Source organism: Thermoanaerobacter sp. RKWS2, from assembly GCF_026240795.1.
Lineage (GTDB): Bacteria > Bacillota > Thermoanaerobacteria > Thermoanaerobacterales > Thermoanaerobacteraceae > Thermoanaerobacter > Thermoanaerobacter ethanolicus.
This window is the reverse complement of the sequence record NZ_CP110888.1, coordinates 1,934,390-1,954,826: the sequence shown is the minus strand read 5'-3', so window position 1 is coordinate 1,954,826 and position 20,437 is coordinate 1,934,390. Positions and strand designations below refer to the sequence as shown.

At 37.3% G+C, this 20,437-nt stretch carries 16 protein-coding genes and 2 pseudogenes; 9 read left to right on the top strand and 9 right to left on the bottom strand.

All coding sequences use genetic code 11. The annotated features are described in order from the left end of the window. The first annotated feature begins 45 nt into the window (after nt 1–45). Genes OEI98_RS10400 through OEI98_RS10390 form a run of 3 tightly spaced genes read left to right on the top strand, consistent with a single transcriptional unit; the run spans nt 46 to nt 3,863 of the window. The gene (locus OEI98_RS10400; RefSeq protein WP_004400036.1) at nt 46–957 is read left to right on the top strand and encodes a methylenetetrahydrofolate reductase; all 912 of its coding nucleotides are present in this window, start codon (nt 46–48) and stop codon (nt 955–957) included. A gap of 13 nt (nt 958–970) precedes the next feature. Then, nucleotides 971–3,394, top strand: coding sequence for a homocysteine S-methyltransferase family protein (locus OEI98_RS10395; protein WP_074592877.1), 2,424 nt, complete (start codon nt 971–973; stop codon nt 3,392–3,394). Then, nucleotides 3,363–3,863: a YbaK/EbsC family protein gene (locus OEI98_RS10390; RefSeq protein WP_006569951.1), complete on the top strand. Its 501-nt coding sequence runs from the start codon at nt 3,363–3,365 to the stop codon at nt 3,861–3,863. Before OEI98_RS10395 ends, OEI98_RS10390 begins: the two co-directional genes overlap by 32 nt. A gap of 16 nt (nt 3,864–3,879) precedes the next feature. Here OEI98_RS10390 and OEI98_RS10385 read toward each other — a convergent pair whose 3' ends face one another. From OEI98_RS10385 to OEI98_RS10360, 6 genes are all read right to left on the bottom strand, one after another. After that, nucleotides 3,880–4,452: a manganese catalase family protein gene (locus OEI98_RS10385; RefSeq protein ID WP_266037732.1), complete on the bottom strand. Its 573-nt coding sequence runs from the start codon at nt 4,450–4,452 to the stop codon at nt 3,880–3,882. 13 nt (nt 4,453–4,465) lie between these two features. Beyond that, complete coding sequence (locus OEI98_RS10380; RefSeq protein ID WP_004400038.1) at nt 4,466–4,723, bottom strand: spore coat protein CotJB; 258 nt, start codon at nt 4,721–4,723, stop codon at nt 4,466–4,468. 4 nt (nt 4,724–4,727) lie between these two features. Beyond that, a complete protein-coding gene (locus OEI98_RS10375; RefSeq protein ID WP_003868343.1) occupies nt 4,728–4,901 on the bottom strand; it encodes a spore coat associated protein CotJA in 174 nt (57 codons plus the stop codon). Between the two features lie 90 nt (nt 4,902–4,991). Beyond that, a complete protein-coding gene (locus tag OEI98_RS10370) occupies nt 4,992–6,119 on the bottom strand; it encodes a sodium ion-translocating decarboxylase subunit beta (RefSeq protein WP_004400039.1) in 1,128 nt (375 codons plus the stop codon). Nucleotides 6,120–6,131: 12 nt separating this feature from the next. Then, nucleotides 6,132–6,278: a hypothetical protein gene (locus OEI98_RS10365; protein WP_004400040.1), complete on the bottom strand. Its 147-nt coding sequence runs from the start codon at nt 6,276–6,278 to the stop codon at nt 6,132–6,134. 71 nt (nt 6,279–6,349) lie between these two features. Next, nucleotides 6,350–6,766: a HutP family protein gene (locus OEI98_RS10360; RefSeq protein WP_003870937.1), complete on the bottom strand. Its 417-nt coding sequence runs from the start codon at nt 6,764–6,766 to the stop codon at nt 6,350–6,352. Nucleotides 6,767–6,939: 173 nt separating this feature from the next. Between OEI98_RS10360 and rlmD the strand changes: the two are divergent. Next, nucleotides 6,940–8,303 (top strand): annotated as a pseudogene (rlmD, locus tag OEI98_RS10355) (23S rRNA (uracil(1939)-C(5))-methyltransferase RlmD). Nucleotides 8,304–8,545: 242 nt separating this feature from the next. Here rlmD and OEI98_RS10350 read toward each other — a convergent pair. The 3 genes from OEI98_RS10350 to OEI98_RS10340 all read right to left on the bottom strand — a co-directional run bounded on the left by OEI98_RS10350 (nt 8,546) and on the right by OEI98_RS10340 (nt 13,363). Next, the gene (locus OEI98_RS10350) at nt 8,546–11,128 is read right to left on the bottom strand and encodes a DEAD/DEAH box helicase family protein (RefSeq protein WP_004400042.1); all 2,583 of its coding nucleotides are present in this window, start codon (nt 11,126–11,128) and stop codon (nt 8,546–8,548) included. A gap of 2 nt (nt 11,129–11,130) precedes the next feature. Beyond that, nucleotides 11,131–13,056 (bottom strand): DNA methyltransferase, encoded by a 1,926-nt coding sequence (locus OEI98_RS10345; protein WP_004400043.1) that lies wholly within the window; start codon nt 13,054–13,056, stop codon nt 11,131–11,133. Between the two features lie 100 nt (nt 13,057–13,156). Further along, nucleotides 13,157–13,363: a helix-turn-helix domain-containing protein gene (locus tag OEI98_RS10340; protein WP_004400044.1), complete on the bottom strand. Its 207-nt coding sequence runs from the start codon at nt 13,361–13,363 to the stop codon at nt 13,157–13,159. A 162-nt stretch (nt 13,364–13,525) separates the two neighbouring features. Between OEI98_RS10340 and OEI98_RS10335 the strand changes: the two genes are divergently transcribed. The 5 genes and pseudogenes from OEI98_RS10335 (at nt 13,526) to OEI98_RS10310 (ending at nt 20,435) form a co-directional block, all read left to right on the top strand. Then, on the top strand, nt 13,526–15,445 hold the full coding sequence (locus OEI98_RS10335; RefSeq protein WP_004400045.1) for an ImmA/IrrE family metallo-endopeptidase: 1,920 nt from the start codon (nt 13,526–13,528) through the stop codon (nt 15,443–15,445). Between the two features lie 267 nt (nt 15,446–15,712). Continuing rightward, nucleotides 15,713–17,175 (top strand): annotated as a pseudogene (locus tag OEI98_RS10325) (DEAD/DEAH box helicase). Nucleotides 17,176–17,179: 4 nt separating this feature from the next. Next, nucleotides 17,180–17,581, top strand: a complete 402-nt coding sequence (locus OEI98_RS10320; protein WP_180367002.1) for a hypothetical protein — start codon at nt 17,180–17,182, stop codon at nt 17,579–17,581. Between the two features lie 121 nt (nt 17,582–17,702). After that, nucleotides 17,703–18,455 carry a hypothetical protein gene (locus OEI98_RS10315; RefSeq protein WP_004400047.1) on the top strand — a complete coding sequence of 251 codons (753 nt, stop codon included), beginning with the start codon at nt 17,703–17,705 and terminating at the stop codon, nt 18,453–18,455. Between the two features lie 57 nt (nt 18,456–18,512). Continuing rightward, nucleotides 18,513–20,435: a bifunctional 3'-5' exonuclease/DNA polymerase gene (locus tag OEI98_RS10310; protein WP_004400048.1), complete on the top strand. Its 1,923-nt coding sequence runs from the start codon at nt 18,513–18,515 to the stop codon at nt 20,433–20,435. Nucleotides 20,436–20,437 lie beyond the last annotated feature (2 nt).

Below are 20,437 nucleotides of genomic sequence, written 5' to 3'. Positions count from 1 at the left end.
TTTGGCGAAGAGACTTTTTTATTTTTAAAAATGGAGGCGATGTAGATGTTGAAAAATGAAAATTTGTGTACTAAACTTAAGAAAAGGAAGTTTGTTGTGACAGCAGAAATTTCTACGCCAAAAGGGGTAGATATAACGAAAACTATTGAAGAAGCGAGAAAATTAAAAGGCATTGTAGATGCCTTAAATATAACGGACTGTCCTATGGCGAATATGCGGATGAGTCCTATAGCAGTCGCTCACCTTTTACAAGACCACTTAAACATTGAAGCTATTTTTCATTTGACCTGTAGAGACAGAAATCTGATAGGCCTTCAGTCAGAGCTCTTAGGAGCTTATGCGTTAGGTGTGAGAAACATACTAGCCTTGACAGGAGATGAACCTTCCCGTGGAGATACTCCTCAGGCTAAAGGGGTATATGATGTAGATTCTGTTGGGCTTTTAAAGATTATCAGTGCTTTTAATAGAGGTTATGATTACAATGGAAATAAATTAGATTCCCCAACAGAATTTTGCGCCGGTACGACTGCAAATCCAAATGATTTAAGGGATGAAGCACTAGAGAAGCTTAAAGTTAAGATAGAGGCAGGGGCAGAATTTATTCAAACACAACCGGTTTATGATGAGGAAATTTTATTTAAGTTTATTGAAAAGATTAAAAATTTCAATGTACCACTTTTGATAGGCATATTACCTCTTAAAAGCTATAAAATGGCAGTCAATTTAAATGAAAAAGTGCCAGGTATAGATATTCCAGAAAAAGTTTTAGAAAGGCTAAAGGATGGAGGAAGAGAAGAGGGAATAAACATAGCTGTAGAGTTTATAAAGCGGATACGCAGTGAAGTTGCAGGAATTCACATTATGCCTTTAGGGAGTACAAATGTTGTGTTAGAAATAATTTCAAGAGTCGATGATTTAGTCTGTGATTTTGCAGAAAATAACGTACAGATGAATTAAATGGAGGTTAAAAATGTTAGACATTTTTAAAGAACTTTCAAATAGAGTGATTGTTTTTGATGGAGCAATGGGGACACAACTTCAAGAGAGGGGTTTAAAAACTGGAGAGTGTCCCGAATATATGAATATAACCCATCCAGAAGTAGTATTTGATATCCACAGGTCCTATATAGAAGCAGGAGCGGATGTGATTGAGACAAATACCTTTGGCGCTAACAGGATAAAATTAGCAAAATATGGACTGGAAAATGAGGTTTTCAATATTGTCACTCAGGCTGTCAAAATTGCCAAAGAAGCTTCCAAAGATAAACCTGTGGCACTTTCTATAGGACCTATTGGAGAACTTTTGACCCCTTATGGAGACATGACTTTTGACGAAGCTTATGATGTTTTTAAAGAAGTAGTTATAGCTGCAGAAAGAGCGGGAGCAGATATTGTTTTAATTGAAACAATGTCAGATATGCTGGAGGCAAAAGCTGCCATTCTTGCTGCTAAAGAGAATTCAAACATGAAAGTTATATGTACAATGACTTTTCAAGAAGATGGAAGGACTCTCATGGGGTCAGACCCTATAACTGTAGTAGTTAGTTTACAAGGGTTAGGATTAGATGCCATTGGCGTTAACTGCTCGACAGGCCCCGATAAAATGGTAAGTGTAGTGGAAAAAATGTCTCAAGTTTCTCGCATACCTATTATTGCACAACCTAATGCAGGTATGCCTGTCATTCGCGACGGCAAAACAGTTTACGACTTAAAACCAGAAGAATTTGCTAGTTTCTTTCCTTTACTTGTTGAAAAAGGCGCTTCTATAGTGGGAGGGTGCTGCGGTACTACTCCTCACTATATAAAACTTGTTAAAAAAGCTGTAAAAGATTTAAAGCCAAAAGTCAAAGTCAACAAATTTACAGCTGTAGCTTCCAATACAAAAACAGTTTTCATAGGTGAAAATTATCTTTTAAGGGTTATAGGGGAACGTATAAATCCTACTGGAAAAAAGAAGTTAAGTGAGGCTTTTTTGGCGGGAAATGTGAGTTTAGCAGTAGAGGAAGCTATAAAACAGCAAAAATGCGGAGCGGAAATATTGGATGTAAATGTGGGAGTTCCTGGGGTAAACGAAGAAGAATTACTTCCTAAAGTAGTTTCTGAAATACAAAATGTGGTAGACATTCCTCTTCAAATAGATAGCACTAATATTAAAGCTGTAGAAAAAGCTATAAGAATTTTAAGAGGTAGACCCATAATCAACTCTGTAAGTGCAAAAGAGGAAAGTTTAAAAGAAGTGCTTCCTATTGTCAAAAAATACGGAGCTTGTGTTGTAGGACTTACTGTAGGAGATAAAGGGCTTCCCAAAGATAGGCATGAAAGAATTGAAAATGCGAAAAAAATTATAAAAAAAGCGGAAGAGTATGGCATACCTAAAGAGGACATATTGATAGATTGTATTGTGCTGACGGTTTCTTCTGAGCAGGAGGCCGCAATTGAGACTTTAGAAGCGATAAAATTGGCTAAAGAAGAGTTAGGAGCAAATACTGTTGTGGGACTTAGCAATGTTTCCTTTGGTTTACCTGAAAGAAGGTTGATAAACTCTACTTTTTTAGCAATGGCAGCATCTTATGGGCTTACTACTGCTATTATAAATCCCTGCGATGAAGCCATGATGGACACTTTGAGGGCATCAATGGTTTTACTAAATAAAGATAAAGGCAGTGTGAATTATCTGAATATATATGGGAAAAAGCAAAAAGAGGAGATCAAAGAGAAAGAACAACAAAAAATTCAAGAAGAAGATTTAAAATCAAAACTCTATATCCAGATTTTAGAAGGCAAAAAGTCAGGAGTAGAAGATATAGTAAAAAATATTTTAGAGGAGGAAGTTCAGCCTCTTTCTATAGTTGATAACATAATAATTCCTGCCTTAAAAGAAGTGGGAGATAGATATGAAAAAGGCATATATTTCTTGCCACAACTTTTGAGCTCTGCAGAAGTGGTGCAAAGCGCTTTTAAGATAATAAAAGAAAAGCTTCCAAAAGGTTCAGTATCTAAAGGCAAAATAATACTTGCTACAGTTGAAGGAGATGTACATGATATAGGAAAAAATATAGTAAAAGTTTTGCTTGAAAACTATGGATATGATGTAATTGACTTAGGAAAAGATGTCAAAGGAGAAGTGATATTAGAGGAAGTAAAGCGAACAGGGGCACCGTTAGTAGGTCTAAGTGCTTTGATGACGACAACTTTGTTTAATATGGAGAAAATTATCAAACTGCTTAAAGCAAATACTGATGTGAAAATAATGGTAGGCGGGGCTGTTTTGACTGAGGAATATGCCTATAAGATTGGAGCAGATTATTACGGAAAAACGGCTCAAGATGCAGTTAAAATTGCTGATAAGTTTTTCTTAAAAAATGCTCTTTTATGTAAAACTTGTGGTATTTAAAGGTGGTGTAGAGGTGTCAGTAGAAGCGGTGAAAGAGTTTTTTAAAGAGAAAGGATATGATATTAAAATAAAAATTTTTGAAGATACAAGCACTGTGGAAAAAGCAGCTAAATCTTTAGGGGTAACTCCTGGGGAAATAGCAAAGTCTATGCTTTTTAGATTAAAAGATAAATATATTATGATTATAACAGCAGGAGATAGGAAAATAGACAATAAAAAATTTAAAGATACTTTTAAAACAAAAGCAAAAATGGCATCCCCGGAAGAAGTGTTAGAAGTTACAGGGCATCCTGTTGGTGGCGTTTGTCCTTATGGGCTGAAAAATCCGGTTGAAGTATATTATGATGTGTCTTTAAAAAATTATGAGGTAGTATATCCTGCAGCTGGTGATACAAATGCTGCTGCTACCATAAAAGTCGAAGACCTTGATAAAATAGTAGAAGGAAAATGGGTAGATGTATGCCAATAGACATACATCTACTTTTTTAAAAGAATTTTTTACTTTCCATATATTCTCTTACCTGTACTAAAGTTTCTCCAAATCTTTGAAAGTGTACAATCTCCCTTTCTCTCAAAAACCTTAGAGTATCTTTTACACAAGGGTCATCTGTGAGATTTATTAAATGTTCATAAGTTGCTCTTGCTTTTTCTTCGGCTGCCATATCTTCGTGTAGATCAGCGATTGCATCTCCTTTAGCCTGGATATAGGCGGCGGTCCATAATATTCCTGTTGTATCTGCATAGAATAGGCCTCTATCATGTTCTGTATAGTATTCCCCTAATCCTTCTCTTTTTAATATTTCTACTGGTACTCCCTTTAAAAGCTTGAAAACAAGAGTTGCTATTATTTCAAGGTGTGCTAATTCTTCTGTAGCAATGTCTGTCAAAACTGCTTTTGCTTTTCCTGTAGGCATGACGAATCGCTGAGTTTGATATCTTAAAGCGGCTGCCAATTCTCCATCAGGGCCTCCATATTGGGCGATGAGGTATTTTGCCATTTTTACATCTGGTTTGCATACTTTAGCAGGATATTGTAGTTTCTTTTCATAAACCCACATAGCAAAGTCCTCCTCAATATTCTATTTCCCAAGGCCATGGGTCATCTACCCATTTCCAAGGATATTGACTTTGTGAATGACCAAAAACCATCAAGGGCCCGTAAAATTGTTCATATTGCTGTTTTAGCATAGACAATTGATTAGAATAATAGTTGTAGTCTTGAAGAGCTTTTTGGTCCTCGGGATGAGTGTCTAAATATAGATTCAAATCTATGCAGGTAAACTCTATTTCCATGATTTTCTTAAGCATAGATATTTGATTGCCATCCATTTTATCACCTCATTTTTTCGCCTACATAAGGCATATCAAGTTCAGGAAAGACAGTGCCTTTTTTAATGGCTTCTTCCGGAGGATAAAGAGATACATACTTCTGTAAAGGCACATAAGCCTGTGCAAGCTTTAGAGGAGGAAAAGCATAATCTTGTACATAAGGATTATAGTCGTACATTTTTAAACCTCCCAAATCTATATATTTACTAATATAATATTCTTGCATATATCTTTGTGATACAATAAAAAAACAGCCATTTTGGCTGTTTTAATGAACTCCTAATAGTACAAGCATTATTCCACCTGCTATTGCCGTTCCAAAAACTCCGGCAAGGTTTGGCCCCATGGCGTGCATTATTAAAAAGTTGTAAGGATTTTCTTTTATGGCTACAGAGTGGGACACTCTCGCAGCTATTGGAACAGAAGCTATACCTGCAGAGCCAACAAGAGGATTTATTTTTCCACCAGAAAGTTTATTTAAAAATTTTGCTCCCAGTACACCTCCAGCTGTTCCTGTCATAAAAGCGATAAGCCCTAAGGTGACTATCTCTAATGTCTTAATGGTCAAAAAAGTGTCTGCTTTCATGGTGGAGCCTATGGAGACTCCTAATAATATCGTAATTACGTTCATAAATTCTCCACTGACTGTTTTTGCAAGCCTATCTACAACTCCCGACTCTTTTAAAAGATTTCCTAACATCAACATTGTTATAAGAGGAGCAATTGGAGGAAGTAGTAAATCTATTAAAACAGTTATTACAATAGGAAAGGCGATTTTTTCTGTTTTTGAAACGGGTCTCATCTGTTTCATCATTATTTGCCTTTCCTCTTTTGTAGTAAGTAACCTCATGATAGGAGGTTGTATTAAAGGCATTAACGCCATATAAGAATACGCAGCGACAGATATTTGAGCCATAAGGTGGGGAGCTAATTTTTGAGTTACGTAAATTGCCATTGGTCCATCTGCACCGCCAATAATCCCTATAGCCCCCGCTTCAAATATACTAAAACCTAAAAGTTTCGCGCCTATTAATGCTATAAATATTCCTATATGGGCAAAAGCACCTAAAATCATTAAACTAGGATTTGCAATCATAGGCCCAAAGTCCGTCATGGCACCTACGCCGAGGAAGATAAGGGGAGGATAGATAACCTTTTCAACCCCTAAGTAAAAAAAGTGTATGAGTCCCCCAGGTTCCAATAAATCAGTAGCTGGTATGTTTGCTACAATACTGCCAAAACCTATTGGAAGGAGTAAAAATGGCTCATATTTTTTTACAATAGCTAAGTATATGAGGAATATACCTACCAATATTAAAAACACATTACCCCAAGTTAAATGAACAAGACCGGTAGTTTGTATCATATCATTAAATAGTTTTAACAGAAGCTCCATTTGTGTCACTCCTTATTTTTTGTTAATAAATTTTTCGATTTTACTAAATAACGGAAATATCTTTGATAATATAGCACCAATTACTAACAGAAGCATTGACAACAAAACCATGTCTATGATTGACAAATAAATAGCTCCTAAAACTGTATCTGGTACCATTATTTCACCTCCTGAAAAAATAAAAGAGCCATAGTATTATGACTCTTTCCCTCTGTCTCCCCTTATGTACTTTATAAGTGCATTATTCCAAAACCCAACCTTTCATGATTTGTGAGAGGATGTAAAGCTGATTTTCCAAACATTGAAACTGCAATCCAAGTATTATCTGCTACAACTGCAATTTTCATCATAAGGCTTACGTCTAAGGGCAAAGTCAAGGATAAGGATTTTACAGCTTCAATTGTAGCATGTAAGAGGGCGTGCATAGAAGTTGGATTTTTTTCAATTACATTATTGTTTAAAGCTGCTCCTACCACTGCAGAGACTATTTTTTCATTGAATTCGCTACTTTTACCTCCCAGCTCTGTTACAGCGCATTTGTAACCTTTTTCTAAGAGAAGTTTTTTGATTTCTTCTTCTTCCTCTCTATTTGAGGAAAGAGACAATACTATGGCTCCTTTTGCAACTGTTAGGTTGTTTATAAACACTTTAATTCTTCATCCTTTCTCACTCTTTCACTCTCTCACTCTCTCACCCAGTATTAGTATACAACGTTATTAAAATTATGTAAAGGTTATTTTATTTTTTGATGAAAACATTTTAATAAGTAATATTAGAATTATTGAGCAAAATAAGGTATAATCTAGATAGCAAAGGAGGAATGACAGTGAGAAAAAACGATGTTATCACAGTTGACGTAAAAGAGATGGAATTTGGTGGATTTGGGATAGGCTATTTTGAGGGGAAAAAAGTAAAAATAAAAGGAGCACTTTTGGGGCAAAAAATAAAGGCAAAAGTTAAAAAAGTAAAAAAGGATATGGTAGAAGGCGAAATAGTAGAGGTAATAGAGAATTCTACTTTGGAGAAGCAAAGCCTTTGCCCTCACTTTGGAGATTGTGGCGGCTGTACTTATCAAAATGTTAGCTATCAAGATCAACTTAAGATAAAAGAAGATATTTTGAAAAAGCTTTTTGAAAAAGAAGGAATAACAGAGTACGAATTTTTAGGTATTGTAAAAAGTCCTAAAGAGCATGGTTATAGGAATAAAATGGAATACACTTTTGGAAAAGATAAAGAAGGCAATGCGGCGTTAGGACTTCATAGAAAAGGTCGATTTTATGAGGTAATCATGACAGACAAATGTAATATTGTTGAAGATGATTTTCTCAAAGCTTTAAATCTTACTTTTGATTATGCAATAAAAAAGGACTTCCTTTTTATGACAAAAAGACTCATGAAGGTTTTTTGAGACATTTGGTTGTGAGAAAGGCATCAAAATCAGGAGAGATTTTGTTAAACATTGTGACGACAACACAGTTGCAACATGACTTTACAGAGCTTATTGAAAGATATAAAAATGCGAATTTTGAAAGTCGGCTTGTAGGTGTACTACATACTCAAAACGATTCCTGGTCAGATGCTGTAGTATGCGAAAGATTGGAAGTGTTATATGGAAGAGATTATCTCATAGAAGAGATTTTGGATTTAAAATTTAAAATAAGTGCATTTTCTTTTTTTCAAACTAATTCATACGGAGCAGAAAAACTTTATGAGACAGTGAGGGAATTTGCAGGAGATGTATCTGACAAAATAGTTTTTGATTTGTACTCTGGTACAGGAACCATAGGCATAATTATGGCTCCAATGGCTAAAAAGGTAATTGGGATAGAACTAGTAGAAGAAGCAGTTATGTCAGCAAGAAAAAATGCTGAGCTAAACGGCCTTGAAAATTGCACTTTTATTGCTGGCGATGTATCTCAAAAGTTAAAGGAGATAAAAGAAAAACCTGATGTAGTAATTGTAGACCCCCCAAGGTCTGGAATCAATCCAAAAGCGCTTGAAGACATTGTGAAATTTAACGCTGAAAAAATAGTGTATGTTTCGTGTAATCCTGAATCTCTTGTAAGGGATTTAAAAACCCTCAGTGAAGATGTATATAAAGTGAAAAAAGTAAAATGTGTAGACATGTTTCCTCATACCTATCACGTTGAGTGCGTGACATTGATGTCAAGAGTTGAAAAATAAAAAACTGAAAAGCTTGTAAATAAAGGGCTTCCAGACATTTAGTTTTTCTCGAGGCCGATCTGCCGGATGTGGCAATGTCAGGAAACCCTTATTTTTATTGTTTGCGGGAACATATCAACCACCCTGAAAATTAATAGTTGAGTTACCAGATTAGATAACCACCTTTTTTACAGGGGGTTGAGGATACAGGATGGATGTAAATCAAATAAAAACTTATCAATAACTTATATCAATGCGATATATTATAAAAGTCGGTTCATATCTTCATCAAACTCTTTACGTCTTAAATCCCTGTTAAAGAAATGGAATCCCCAAATCCTGTAATTATTGTCGTCTGCAAATTTAACTATAGGAATCGCATTTGACTCAAGTTGCAATAAAAAATCTTCTTTCCAACTATCATTTTTGACAAGGTGGGTACCTTTCGGCTCAATAAATATCTGTAGTTGCTCATACCCATTAACTTTAGGCGAATGTAAAAATAATAGATAATCTGGTTCGAAGCGTTCACCACCATCAAAAGAATATATTGCTAATTGACGTTCATTTCGTATTAGATAAACTTTATCATACTTAGCTTTTAGTTTATCGACATACTGCTTAAAATACGCAATAAATGCTTTTTCTTCCGATGTTCCATAGTTATCTTCAAACACAAACCAATCTTCTTTAGATAAATCAAGTTTCCAGGCCATAGGAACAGTATTATCGTTTTGTGAAACACCTAAGCCTCCATCGGTAGGATTAGTATAATTTACCCGCTTATCTTTAAATACCTCTCGGATATATTTTGCCATGAATGTTTTAGAACCTTCATAAGTTTCTTCAATATTAGAGATTGAAGTAGCTATTTTTTTCAAAACATTGACGCAAGCCACATAAAGGATAGCAGGTGAAGGATCCTCATATCTTGATGTAATATCTATTTTTACATTTCCAAGATACTTATCGTCAAAGATAAATTGGTTAATAGATTTTAATTGTGGGAAATAGCTTTTTAGTCTATTAAACTTAAACACATCATACTTACGAAGAGCTCGATGTACTATCGAATAATTAATCCTCGCTATTTCAGCAAAAGATGTATGTTTAGTGTATGTTGTTACCGAACTCTCTTTTGTTCCTTCTTCGCCTAACATTAATGTATCCTCAGCTGCTCGTCCAGTTGCAATAGTGACATCATATGTATGATTGCGTATAGTAGGTGAAAGACCGGTAACTTCTGATCTGCTTTTTATTAGTCTTTCATTATAGAATACATATCCTTGCTGATAAAGCGGATCTGCCTTAAACTCATCCTTTAATTTATATGTTCTAGTGACTGTGTTTTCCATATCGATACCAATTTCTTTTAGCGCCCTATATAATTCGGCAATATAACGAGATTCGTTTTGACAATGATAATATAGTTCCTCACAGATGCGAAGGGGGTGATCCAAATCTTTATCGAATTTTCGCTGATATTTATTCTGCCATTCTTCCAACTTAAACGGATAATACCTTGCTCCTCGTCCTATAAGCTGTGCTTCTGCTATTGTCGTTTTCCCGGGGATGCCATTCTTGGCATCTCGAGTTTCATAAAGACGTACAATGTCAAACAAATTTAGTACATCCCAACCTTCATCTAGTTTTCTTACTTCAAAAATTGCTCGGTAAGGATTATTAGCATCTTCAAGCGAATTGACAATTATTTGATTCTTTTCGGCCTCAGCATCTTCGTTAACTGAAAGACACTTATCCTCCCCAAAAGCTTCTTTTAGTTCTTGTGCTAATTGCTCAAAGGTTATTCCGTTTTTTTCAAAATACGAATAAACCTTTTTCATAGTATCTATTTCCGTAATATCTGCCAGTCGTTCTAGTACTGAACCATTCAGATTTTTTATGGTATCAATAAACTCTTTCATAAACGCTTTGCTTTCAGCAATAGTCTTAGCCTTAAATAGAACGACTGGTTTACATCTTATGCGAAAATCTTCGAATATTTTTAAGCGGTATTGACTTAATACTATCGCCTGTAATGCTCGTTCCATAATTGATATGTCAGAACGCATAGTACGTATTTCCTTTGAGTATCCATCGTCTCTAAATTTTTTTAGAGGATAATCGAATATTATTTTGTTCTCATACTCGCGTTTTATATTTTCGTTTGCAAGGTCACATGTTGCAGTAAATTCGAGTAATACATTTTGATTGTTCATTTCAAAAATACTCTTAACTGTACTTTCCCAGCTCCTATAATTTTCAATTTCTTCTTTGTTGCCGCGGCGAGTATCAACATTGAGATGGTGGGCTTCGTCCGATATAAGAACTATTTTATTATCACGAAAATCATCTATAGAAACAGAGTTTTCTTTGACAAACCATATATCTGAATGAAGCCCTTGTATAGTTGTAAAGCAAATATTTATCGCATTCGGATCGCTTGCTTGGAAGTTATTAACTTCACGAATTTTAACTTTTTCTCCATCAATATTAATTTCATCAGCAAAAAGATACTTCGATGAAGTACGATTTAAGAATGTTTTTTGTACTATATTAGATAGATTTACAAAAAATAGAAAATTTCTATATCCCTGTTTAAAAAGATATAGCATAAGTCCTGCCATAATTAGCGTTTTTCCACTACCGGTTGCCATATGAAAAAGTGTCTGTGTTGGCTTTCTACAAAGTGCTTCATTTTCAAAATATGTTATAAAATTACAAAAAGCATCTTTTTGATACGGGCGTAATTCAAAAGATGGATTCAGATTATCAGGAATGTATTTTGGTAATTCTTTGTATGCTCCAAAATTCTTTGCTTGTTCGATTTGCTCGTATAGGTACACTATTATACCCCCTCGTAAAAGCTTTTTGTAAATGCCTTGTCAGCGTCTGAAATATTATAATCTTCATCATCAATATCACAGTAATTAACGTAAAGTTGATTTTTATCTAGCAACTCCACAAATAAACGCTTTTTTTCTTCAAATGAGAGAGATTTAAAATCCTCTGCTTCAGGATTAATGTCTTTAGGATTTACATAACAGCTTATAAAACCGGTCTTTTTTATTTCACGCCAAATATCAGCAAGCTCTTTATCATTTTCAGCGATTTGTATGCGATCAACATATTTTTGATTTAGTTTTGCAAGCTCGCAATACACGAAAGAGCCTCCACCTTGCCAGTTAACATCTTTGGATATTCCGCCTTGTTCTCCTTCAATGACTTTTTTTAGCCTTCCTACTGTAATAGTATCTATGTAGTCCATTTGTTCTACACCTATATAGCGTCTGCCCATTTTGTGTGCGACCGCAGCAGTCGTACCGGAGCCTAAATGAAAATCGAGCACTATATCATTTTCTTTTGTTGATACCTCAATAATAGCTTTTATTAAATTCTCAGGTTTTGCGTAACTAAATTCTTCACGTCCGAACATAGCGTCAATTTCGTTATTACCATCTTTGTTTTTTGCATCGCCAAACAATACTTTAAGAAAATCTTGTATTTGAAAATCTGAAATTACCGCGGATAGTTTTCCTGCTGCATCATCTTCGCTTTTAAATTTACGCATATATGGTTTGGTTATGTTGAGGAAATCGTAATCCCCCGGAAAAACAATTGCCCCTTTTTGATAGTAATAATCAAAGGTATCTTTCGTAATACACCAAGTCCTTTTTTCACTTGGCGGATATTCTTCTCCTGTTTTTGGATTTACAATGGTAAAATAGGAATTTGCTCTCTCGCTTGCTGTAGTTTGTTTGGTTAAATCCGCAAGTCGCCATGGTTGACCGGGGTAATCATCAGTAATATAATACTTTCGCTCGACAGTTCTACCAACAGGGGTATTTTTATCATCAACATTGGTGTAACAAAGTAACCAGTCAAAATCTTGTGAAAAGTTAAAAGGAACATCTGACTTTCCATGTCTGGTTCTTCGGGGAATAGTACCAATAAAATGTTCTTTTCCGAAAATATCGTCTGCAAGCACTTTCAAATAATGCATTCCATCTTCACCTATACTTATCCAAATAGTTCCGCCCTTGGCGAGCAGTCTTTTGGCAATTTCAAGACGATTTTTCATAAAGACTAACCATGTTGAAAAGCTGAAATTGGTATTATATTTAAATGAGTCATCTTCTTTGCGTTCATTAAAATAGTAAGGTGGGTCGATATAAATACACTGTATTTTGCCTTCATATCTTTTCAATAATGAAGCAATAGCAAGAAGATTGTTACCTTTAATTATAAGGTTATCGGTATCTTTAAACTCTGTAATCGATTCTTCTCCGTCAGCAGTATAACGTTTTGCATTTGTGAACACCTTAGGATAAAGAAGCCTGTCCACTTCATCCGGTGCAAGTGTTTCATTATAGAATATCTCATCACGCTTTTGATCTTCTTTCGTTTGTCCTCCTTCAAGAACGCAATCTTTATAAGGGAAAACGAGTACAACATCCTTTGAGGTAGATATGTACTCATCCCGGCTATTTACAAGACCAATTTTATTTTTATAACGAGTATATGAGTCAGGCAAGAATTGCCTATTATTGATAACCCAACCGAAGCCGACTTTATCAAAAACGAGAACACCTTCAACGTCGGCAAAAAAGCGCTTTTTTGTTTCTTCGTTAGATAAAAGCAATTTAATGAGTTTTGAATCCATTTGCATTGCTGCCTCGTATACGGAATTGCGAAGCAATTCCCCGTTATCAGTAAAAAAACGTTGATCCTGTTTTAGTACTTCAAGAACAGTATTAAAAAATTGATTATACATCTTTATAACCTCACTTTAAAAATTTTATTAATTTATGTTTTTTCATAATAATTCAATTAGCGTCATTGTTGCTTAACTATTAAGTAAAAGCTGTTGCTACCTATTCATCTGGCTCAATCTCCATAATATCGGAAATATCACACTTTAATGCCTTGCAAATCTTCACAAGCACATCGGTCGTAACATTTTCGTTTTTACCCAGTTTTGCCATAGAAGATGTACTAATACCAGCCGCTTCTCTTAAATCTTTCTTTTTCATATCTTTATCGATAAGAAGCTTCCATAGCTTTTTATAGCTTACGGCCATAATTGTCACCTCGCTCGCTATAAAGAATATCATAAAGTAAGCTAAAACACAATAAAAATTTGAGTCCGCAAATTAATTATTGTGTTTTGCGAAATTCATGCTATAATTTACATAAGGAAATATTTGGTCTAGAATGATGATATGTAATCAGGGAGGTACGGTATGGCAAGTGTCAGCTCGTTCAGAGATGTTATTGCAAACATGTATTATAATGAAATCTTTGACGAATTGTCCGAGTATATTGAGGACAACCCGGATAAGCTTGAATCCAATTCATACCATGTGCAATCACCGGATGAAGCAGCATTATCCGATTTTGACATCATAACGTTAGACATAACCGACTCGCCAGGTAACAGTATTTTATTTGACGTAATTGTTTCTGCCGAAGTTGAAATTGCAGAAACAGTACGAAGGAATCGCGAGACTGATGGTATAGAACAATGGTTCCGTATCTCCTGCAGAGCTGACCTTGATGACGGAATTCAGAATTTTCAAATCAACTCTGTTTCAATATACAACAAGTACAGAGAAAGCAAATTAGGCCGACTGTCTGAGTATCTAGTGCCAATTATAGAAAAGGAACAGTTTGACGATGTTGCTACCGATTTTCTAAGTGAATTTTGCCCGGAAGCATTAAGTACTCCTATACCTATTCCGGTAGACGAAGTAGTGAAAAGAATGGGGCTTAAGGTTAAGGAAATCCAGTTAACAAAGCATTTCACTATATTCGGTCAAATAGTTTTTGGAGATTGTACGATAGAATATTACGACAGAAATGAAAGAGCATATAAGCCTTTGGAAGTTTCAAGAGGAACAATTCTCGTGGATCCTAATGTGTATTTCATGCGAAACATAGGGTGCATGAACAATACCATTATTCATGAGTGTGTTCACTGGTATAAGCATAGAAAATACCATGAGTTAGTTAAGACATATAACAGCGATGCTTTACTCATAAGCTGCAGAGTAAACGAAACAACTAAATACAAAAAGCAATGGACGCCAGAAGACTGGATGGAATGGCATGCTAACGGAATAGCACCTCGCATCCTTATGCCTAAATCAATGACCATTAAAAAGATTGAGGAGCTAATTAAAAAGAATGAGCTCCTTTTTGGTACTCACGACAGGCTAAATATAATGGAAAATGTCGTGTATGAATTAGCTGACTTCTTCCAGGTGTCAAGGATAGCAGCCAAAATAAGGATGCTTGACCTTGGATATAAGGAAGTTGAAGGTGTATATACCTACGTAGATGACCATTTTATCAGCAATTATTCATTCAAGGCAGACTCGTTACATAAGAATCAAACATACAGTATTAGTCTAAGTGATTCTTTTTTTGAATACTATGCAAATCCGGAATTCGCAAAGATTATAGACAGCGGTAATTTTATTTATGTTGACGGTCATTACGTTATTAACGACTCCAAATACATTAAAAGGTTAGAAAATGGAAGCATTGATCTTACGGACTATGCAAAACTGCATGTAGATGAATGCTGTCTTCTGTTTGATTTAAAATTAAATAAAGCCTCAAAAATGGACATTGTAGTATACCTCGATTCTATAATGTTCCGTAAAGCTACACCGGATTATAACAGAGTGCCGACATTTAATCCGGACAAGCATAATATGGAAGTATTTAATCGTTCAGAAGAGCTAAAGAAGTTTCACGAAGAATTCGTCGAGGAAGGTCAGCATTTGAGCCGTACAACCCAGACATTTTCCCAAGCGGTATACGGACATATCAAAAGGAAAGGCTACAATAAGGTTGTTTTTATAGAAAAGACTTTGCTTTCAGGAAAAACATATGACAGAATAAAAAATAATGAACTTAACAATCCAACTTTAGAAACTGTTGTTGCAATCTGCATCGGATTGGAGCTTAGCCCTACATACAGTGAAGAGATATTAAGGCTTGCCGGATATACTCTCAATAACACTCCACAGCAATTGGCGTATAAAAAGCTTATCCATTCGTATAGAGGGCATTCAATATATGAATGCAATGAAGTTTTGGAAGCCTTGGGACTTTCCCCTCTTTGTGCAAAGGCATATAAAGAAATGATAAGTTAAAAAAATTGTTGGACTTCTGAAGTCCAACTTTTTATATTTTAAACCGGCTATTATAATGAGATTTTAAGCCATTATGCAAAAAAGGCGCAAAAACCTTACTGCATAATGGCTATTTTTTGCCCAAAACATGGACTTTAGATGTCCAGACAGGCTTTAACAATTCAAGTAGCATTAAGTCAGAGAGTTGGCCAACCCTCAAAATTGAAGGATGGAGGATATAAGATGCAAGACTCTATGAACAATGCAAAAACGCTGTCAATAATTCCAATGCCCATAAAGGGCAGACCATACAAGCATCAGATTCGTGCTTTCAATTTCATCTGCAGTCTATTTGGGCTTTTGAAGGGTGGTGGTGTTTCTGCCATTTCCGGATGGGGTGCAGCGCTCCTGATGGAAATGGGCTGAAAAGCACCGGGAAAACTCTTGTCTCAATCGCCATTATAGGAGCATTGCTTGCTGCAGGAAGAATAAAACGTGTGCTGATTGTTGCGCCACTTTCCATTCTGGGAGTGTGGGAAGACGAGTTTAAACGGTTCGCAGATTTCCCATATCAGCTTATAGTCCTTAATGGCATGATTCAAAAGAAAATCCAACAGCTAAGATTTTTAACTGGCGAAGGTGTCTATGTGGTGGTAGTCAACTACGAATCTGCATGGAGAATGGAAAAGGAACTGGCAAACTGGCATCCTGACATTATCATCGCCGATGAAGGACATAAAATTAAAACTCATAATACAGCGGTTTCAAAAGCAATGCACCGATTGGGCTTGCTTGCCCAGTATCGGCTCCTACTGACAGGAACGGTTATAACCAACAAAGCCATAGATGTATTCAGCCAGTACAAGTTTCTTGATCCTCGTATCTTTGGAAATAGCTTCTATGCATTCCGAAACCGGTATTTCAACATGGTTGGCTATGGCAACCATACGCCAGTGCTGAAAAAATCAATGGAACAGGATTTGATGAAAAGGATTCACAGCATTGCATTCCGGGCGACCAAAGCGGAGTGTCTGGATTTGCCGGAAACCACCGATATTATTCGCCATATTGAGCTTGAGCCTGTCACTTTAAAGAAATATAAAGAGCTTGTCAAACAAAGCTATACTGAGCTGTCAGCAGGAGAAGTAACAGCTACAAACATACTGACACGCTTGCTTCGTCTTTCGCAATTAACCGGCGGCTTCATCGGAAGCGATGACGGTGGGAAAATCGAGCAAGTCAGTGATGCCAAGTTGAAAGCTCTTGAAGATATCCTTGAAAGCAGTATTCAAGAAGGACATAAGCTGGTTGTTATAGCAAGGTTTATCCCTGAAATTCATGCCATATGCAGGTTGCTGGAGAAGAAGAACATCGGTTATGCGTGTATTTATGGTGCAACTAAGGATCGCCAAGAGCAAGTCCACCGGTTTCAATATGATCCTGACTGCATGGTGTTTGTAGGCCAGATTGCAACCGCTGGACTCGGCATTACACTAACCGCTGCAAGCACAATGGTATTTTACTCCCTTGATTATTCCATGTCGAATTTCGAGCAGACAAAAGCCCGTATCCATAGAGTTGGACAAAAGAACGGTTGCACATATATCTACCTTATCGCCAAGGGTACTGTAGACTCAAAAATCCTGACTGCTCTGCGCAATAAGGCAGATCTTGCAAAAATGCTGATAGACGACTACCGCAAAGGAGCAAATCCTTTTGCCCCAGAGGGAGGTGAAAGCTGTGAGCAATAATGCGATGTTTGAACTTGCTGACCGTCTTAAGGAGCTGCGCGAGGCAAAGAAGGCTGTTGAAGAGGAACTGAAAAGCATAAATGCGGAGATTGACGAGGTCGAATACCGTCTGTCTGAGCTGATGATCAGCAGTGAGACGCAAAACTTCACAAGAGCAGGAACAATGTTCTGCCTTTCAACGACAACAAGAGCCAGTGCTGCCGCAGGCATGAAGGAGGAACTGTTTGACGCACTACGCAGTAAAGGCTTTGGAGAACTCATCTATGAAACAGTAAATGCAAATTCCCTGTCAGCATTTGTTAAAGAACAGATTGCGGAGAATGGGGACGAGCTTCCGGACTGGCTGAAAGGCCTTGTGAATGTCTTCGAAAAGACAACAGTAACTGTGCGGAAAGCAGCAAGGTAAATAGCTTCAGAAAGCAATGCTCCAATATCAATGTTCAAGGAATAACTGTTCGAAGAACAATGCTTCAAAGAACAATGATATAGATTACATTCCAAATTCATAATTACGGAGGTATAAAAGCATGAAAAACAATGAACTCGTAACTATTAACGAAAATACAGGTTTTCTTCAGCTCGCTAATTTCAATCTTGACGAGGCAATGGCATCAGAACTTGACGGTCTTGACATGACTTTTGAACGCATAAAAATCCCGTCCGCAGGCAGCACAGTATTCGAAGTGCCCGGGGAAAATCCCGGAGAACCTGATACTGTCAAGGAATTCTCAGCGGTAATCCTTTATCATCATCCACTTTATGCATACTACAAGGACAAGTATACCGGAGGCAGTAACCCACCGGATTGCGGAAGCTTTGATGGTATAACCGGCGAAGGAGACCCCGGAGGAAGCTGTGCCAAATGCCCATATAATCAGTTCGGTTCGGGGGAAAACGGCAGCAAAGCCTGCAAGAACCGCCGCAGGATATATGTACTGCGTGAAGGGGAGATTTTCCCGTTGATACTCTCATTGCCAACAGGATCGTTGAAAGAGTTTTCCCGCTACATCAAAAGGCTGCTTTCAAAAGGCAAAAAATCAAACAGCGTTGTTACCCGCTTTTCATTGAAAAAGGCGACTAACTCAAGCGGTATCACCTATTCCCAGGCTCAGTTTGCTGTAGATCGGGATCTGACCGCTGACGAATATGTGTTGATATCCAAGCTATCCGAGCAGGTCAAAGCATTCAGTACCCGAGTCGGCCATGATACTGAACCTGCCGGTGAAGAGGTAATAAATGTAGACCCTGAATCAGGTGAAATTACTGAGCCGCTTAAGTGATCAAAGGCCCTATCGGAGAGTAACTTCTATCTCCGATAGGGCAGAAAGGAGAACCGCATGGGATACAAATGTGTTTATATGCTGTCTGAAATAAAAGAGTATCTGAAAAACACTGTCTTATTTGCTTTCGACTTTGAAACGTCACCCCGCGATAAATGGAGGAACGATAAAAGTGCGGCTCTGGATGCTCATAGAGCAGATATTACAGGAATCAGTTTTTCAGTATCAGAAGGGACTGCTATATATGTTCCACTTAAACATCGTAGCGGGCGAAATGCAGAGAACCAGGCGGCAATATGGGATTATCTGAAATTACTATTCGAATCAAAAGATGTAATAAAAGTTGCTCATAATCTGGCTTTTGAGTCTATGTTCCTTTACGCAAGAGGTATCGTCCTTCAAAAGCCTTGCTATGACACGATTGCAGCATCACAACTTACATTAAAAAGCAAGTGGGAGTTCAGAAGTCTTGCTGACAGCGGATTAAAAACGCTTGCACCTGCACTCTGCAAAGCAGAAATGACAGAATTCTCAACGGTTACTGAAGGTCGGTTTTTCGATGAATTGAACCCTCAGGATGAGAAGACTGTCCGCTACGCTTGTGCTGACAGCGACTACACTCTTCGCTTGTATCATGTTTTCAATCAGTGGTTTGATAGATTTTTACCCAAACACAGAACTATTGTGGAAGAGGTAGAATCGCCTACATCAGTATATGTCGGGATAATGAAGTATAACGGCATATTGGTGGATAAGTCAGCCATGCTGAAGAAACAAGCGGAAGCCGCAGAAAAGATTGTCAGTATCAGAAAAGAGATTACCGGAATTATCGGCAATGTAGAGATTGGGGCAAATGCTTCAACTTCAGCATTTAAAAAATATCTTTTTGTGGATCTCGGTCTTCCGGTAATGAAAACGACCGCAAAACATCAGGAAGCTGCCGATGATGAAACCATGATCCTATTAAAAGGATGGTGTGAATCCAACAGGCCTGAACTTGCTCGCTTATTTGAACTGGTGCAGGAATACCGCAAGTGGGGAAAACTCAAATCCACCTATATAGACGGGTATCTTCGATTTATTGATGAGGATACCGGCAGGATTCATCCGGACCTTATACCATTGGGGACAGAGACAGGCAGATTTGCGTCAAGAAACCCGAATATGCAGAATTGCCCGCGGAAAGACAATGACCCAATAGGCGTACGGAAATTTATTATTGCACCGGAAGGAAAGGCTATTTTATCCCTTGACTTTTCACAGATAGAACTGCGCGTCGGAGCGTTTTATTGCAGGGACAAACGTATGCTGGAAACCTATCGTACTGGCGGTGATATCCATGCTCAGACCACTTCTGTTATTTACCGCATTCCTTTTGAAGAGGCAGCAGACAAAAATGCTCCACATTATAAAGAGCGCAGGACCATTGCAAAAAACTGCAATTTCGGTGTGTTCTATGGCCTGTTTCCTACTGGCTTACAGAGAACACTTAAATTTAAAGCTGGGCTGAACCCAACTTTGTCCGAATGTGAGACCATCATTCAAAACTTGAAATCCGGATACCCCGGTCTTGTCCGATGGCAAGATGAAGTTAAAAAGCGTACAGCTGAAAGCTGCTATACAGAAACATGGCTGGGCAGGCGAAGATACCTGCTAGGAATTCGGTCATCAGATTGGGGCAAGAAGTCCTTTGCCGAGCGGTGCGCATTAAATACACCTATTCAAGGTACAGCGGCAGATATTCTAAAGCTTGCCTGTGGGCGCATCATCAGTGGACTTCCCGAAAGGCTCTGGCTGAAACCTATACTGCAGATACATGACGAGCTGGTTTTTGAATTACCGGAAGACAAGGCGGACGAAGCAGTTGTTTTTATAAAAGAGTGTATGGAAACACAACCCTTCCCTGAATTTGATGTACCTATTGTGGCAGAGGCTTCGGTAGGGAGAAATTTTGGAGAAATGAAAGAAATGGAGGATTGATG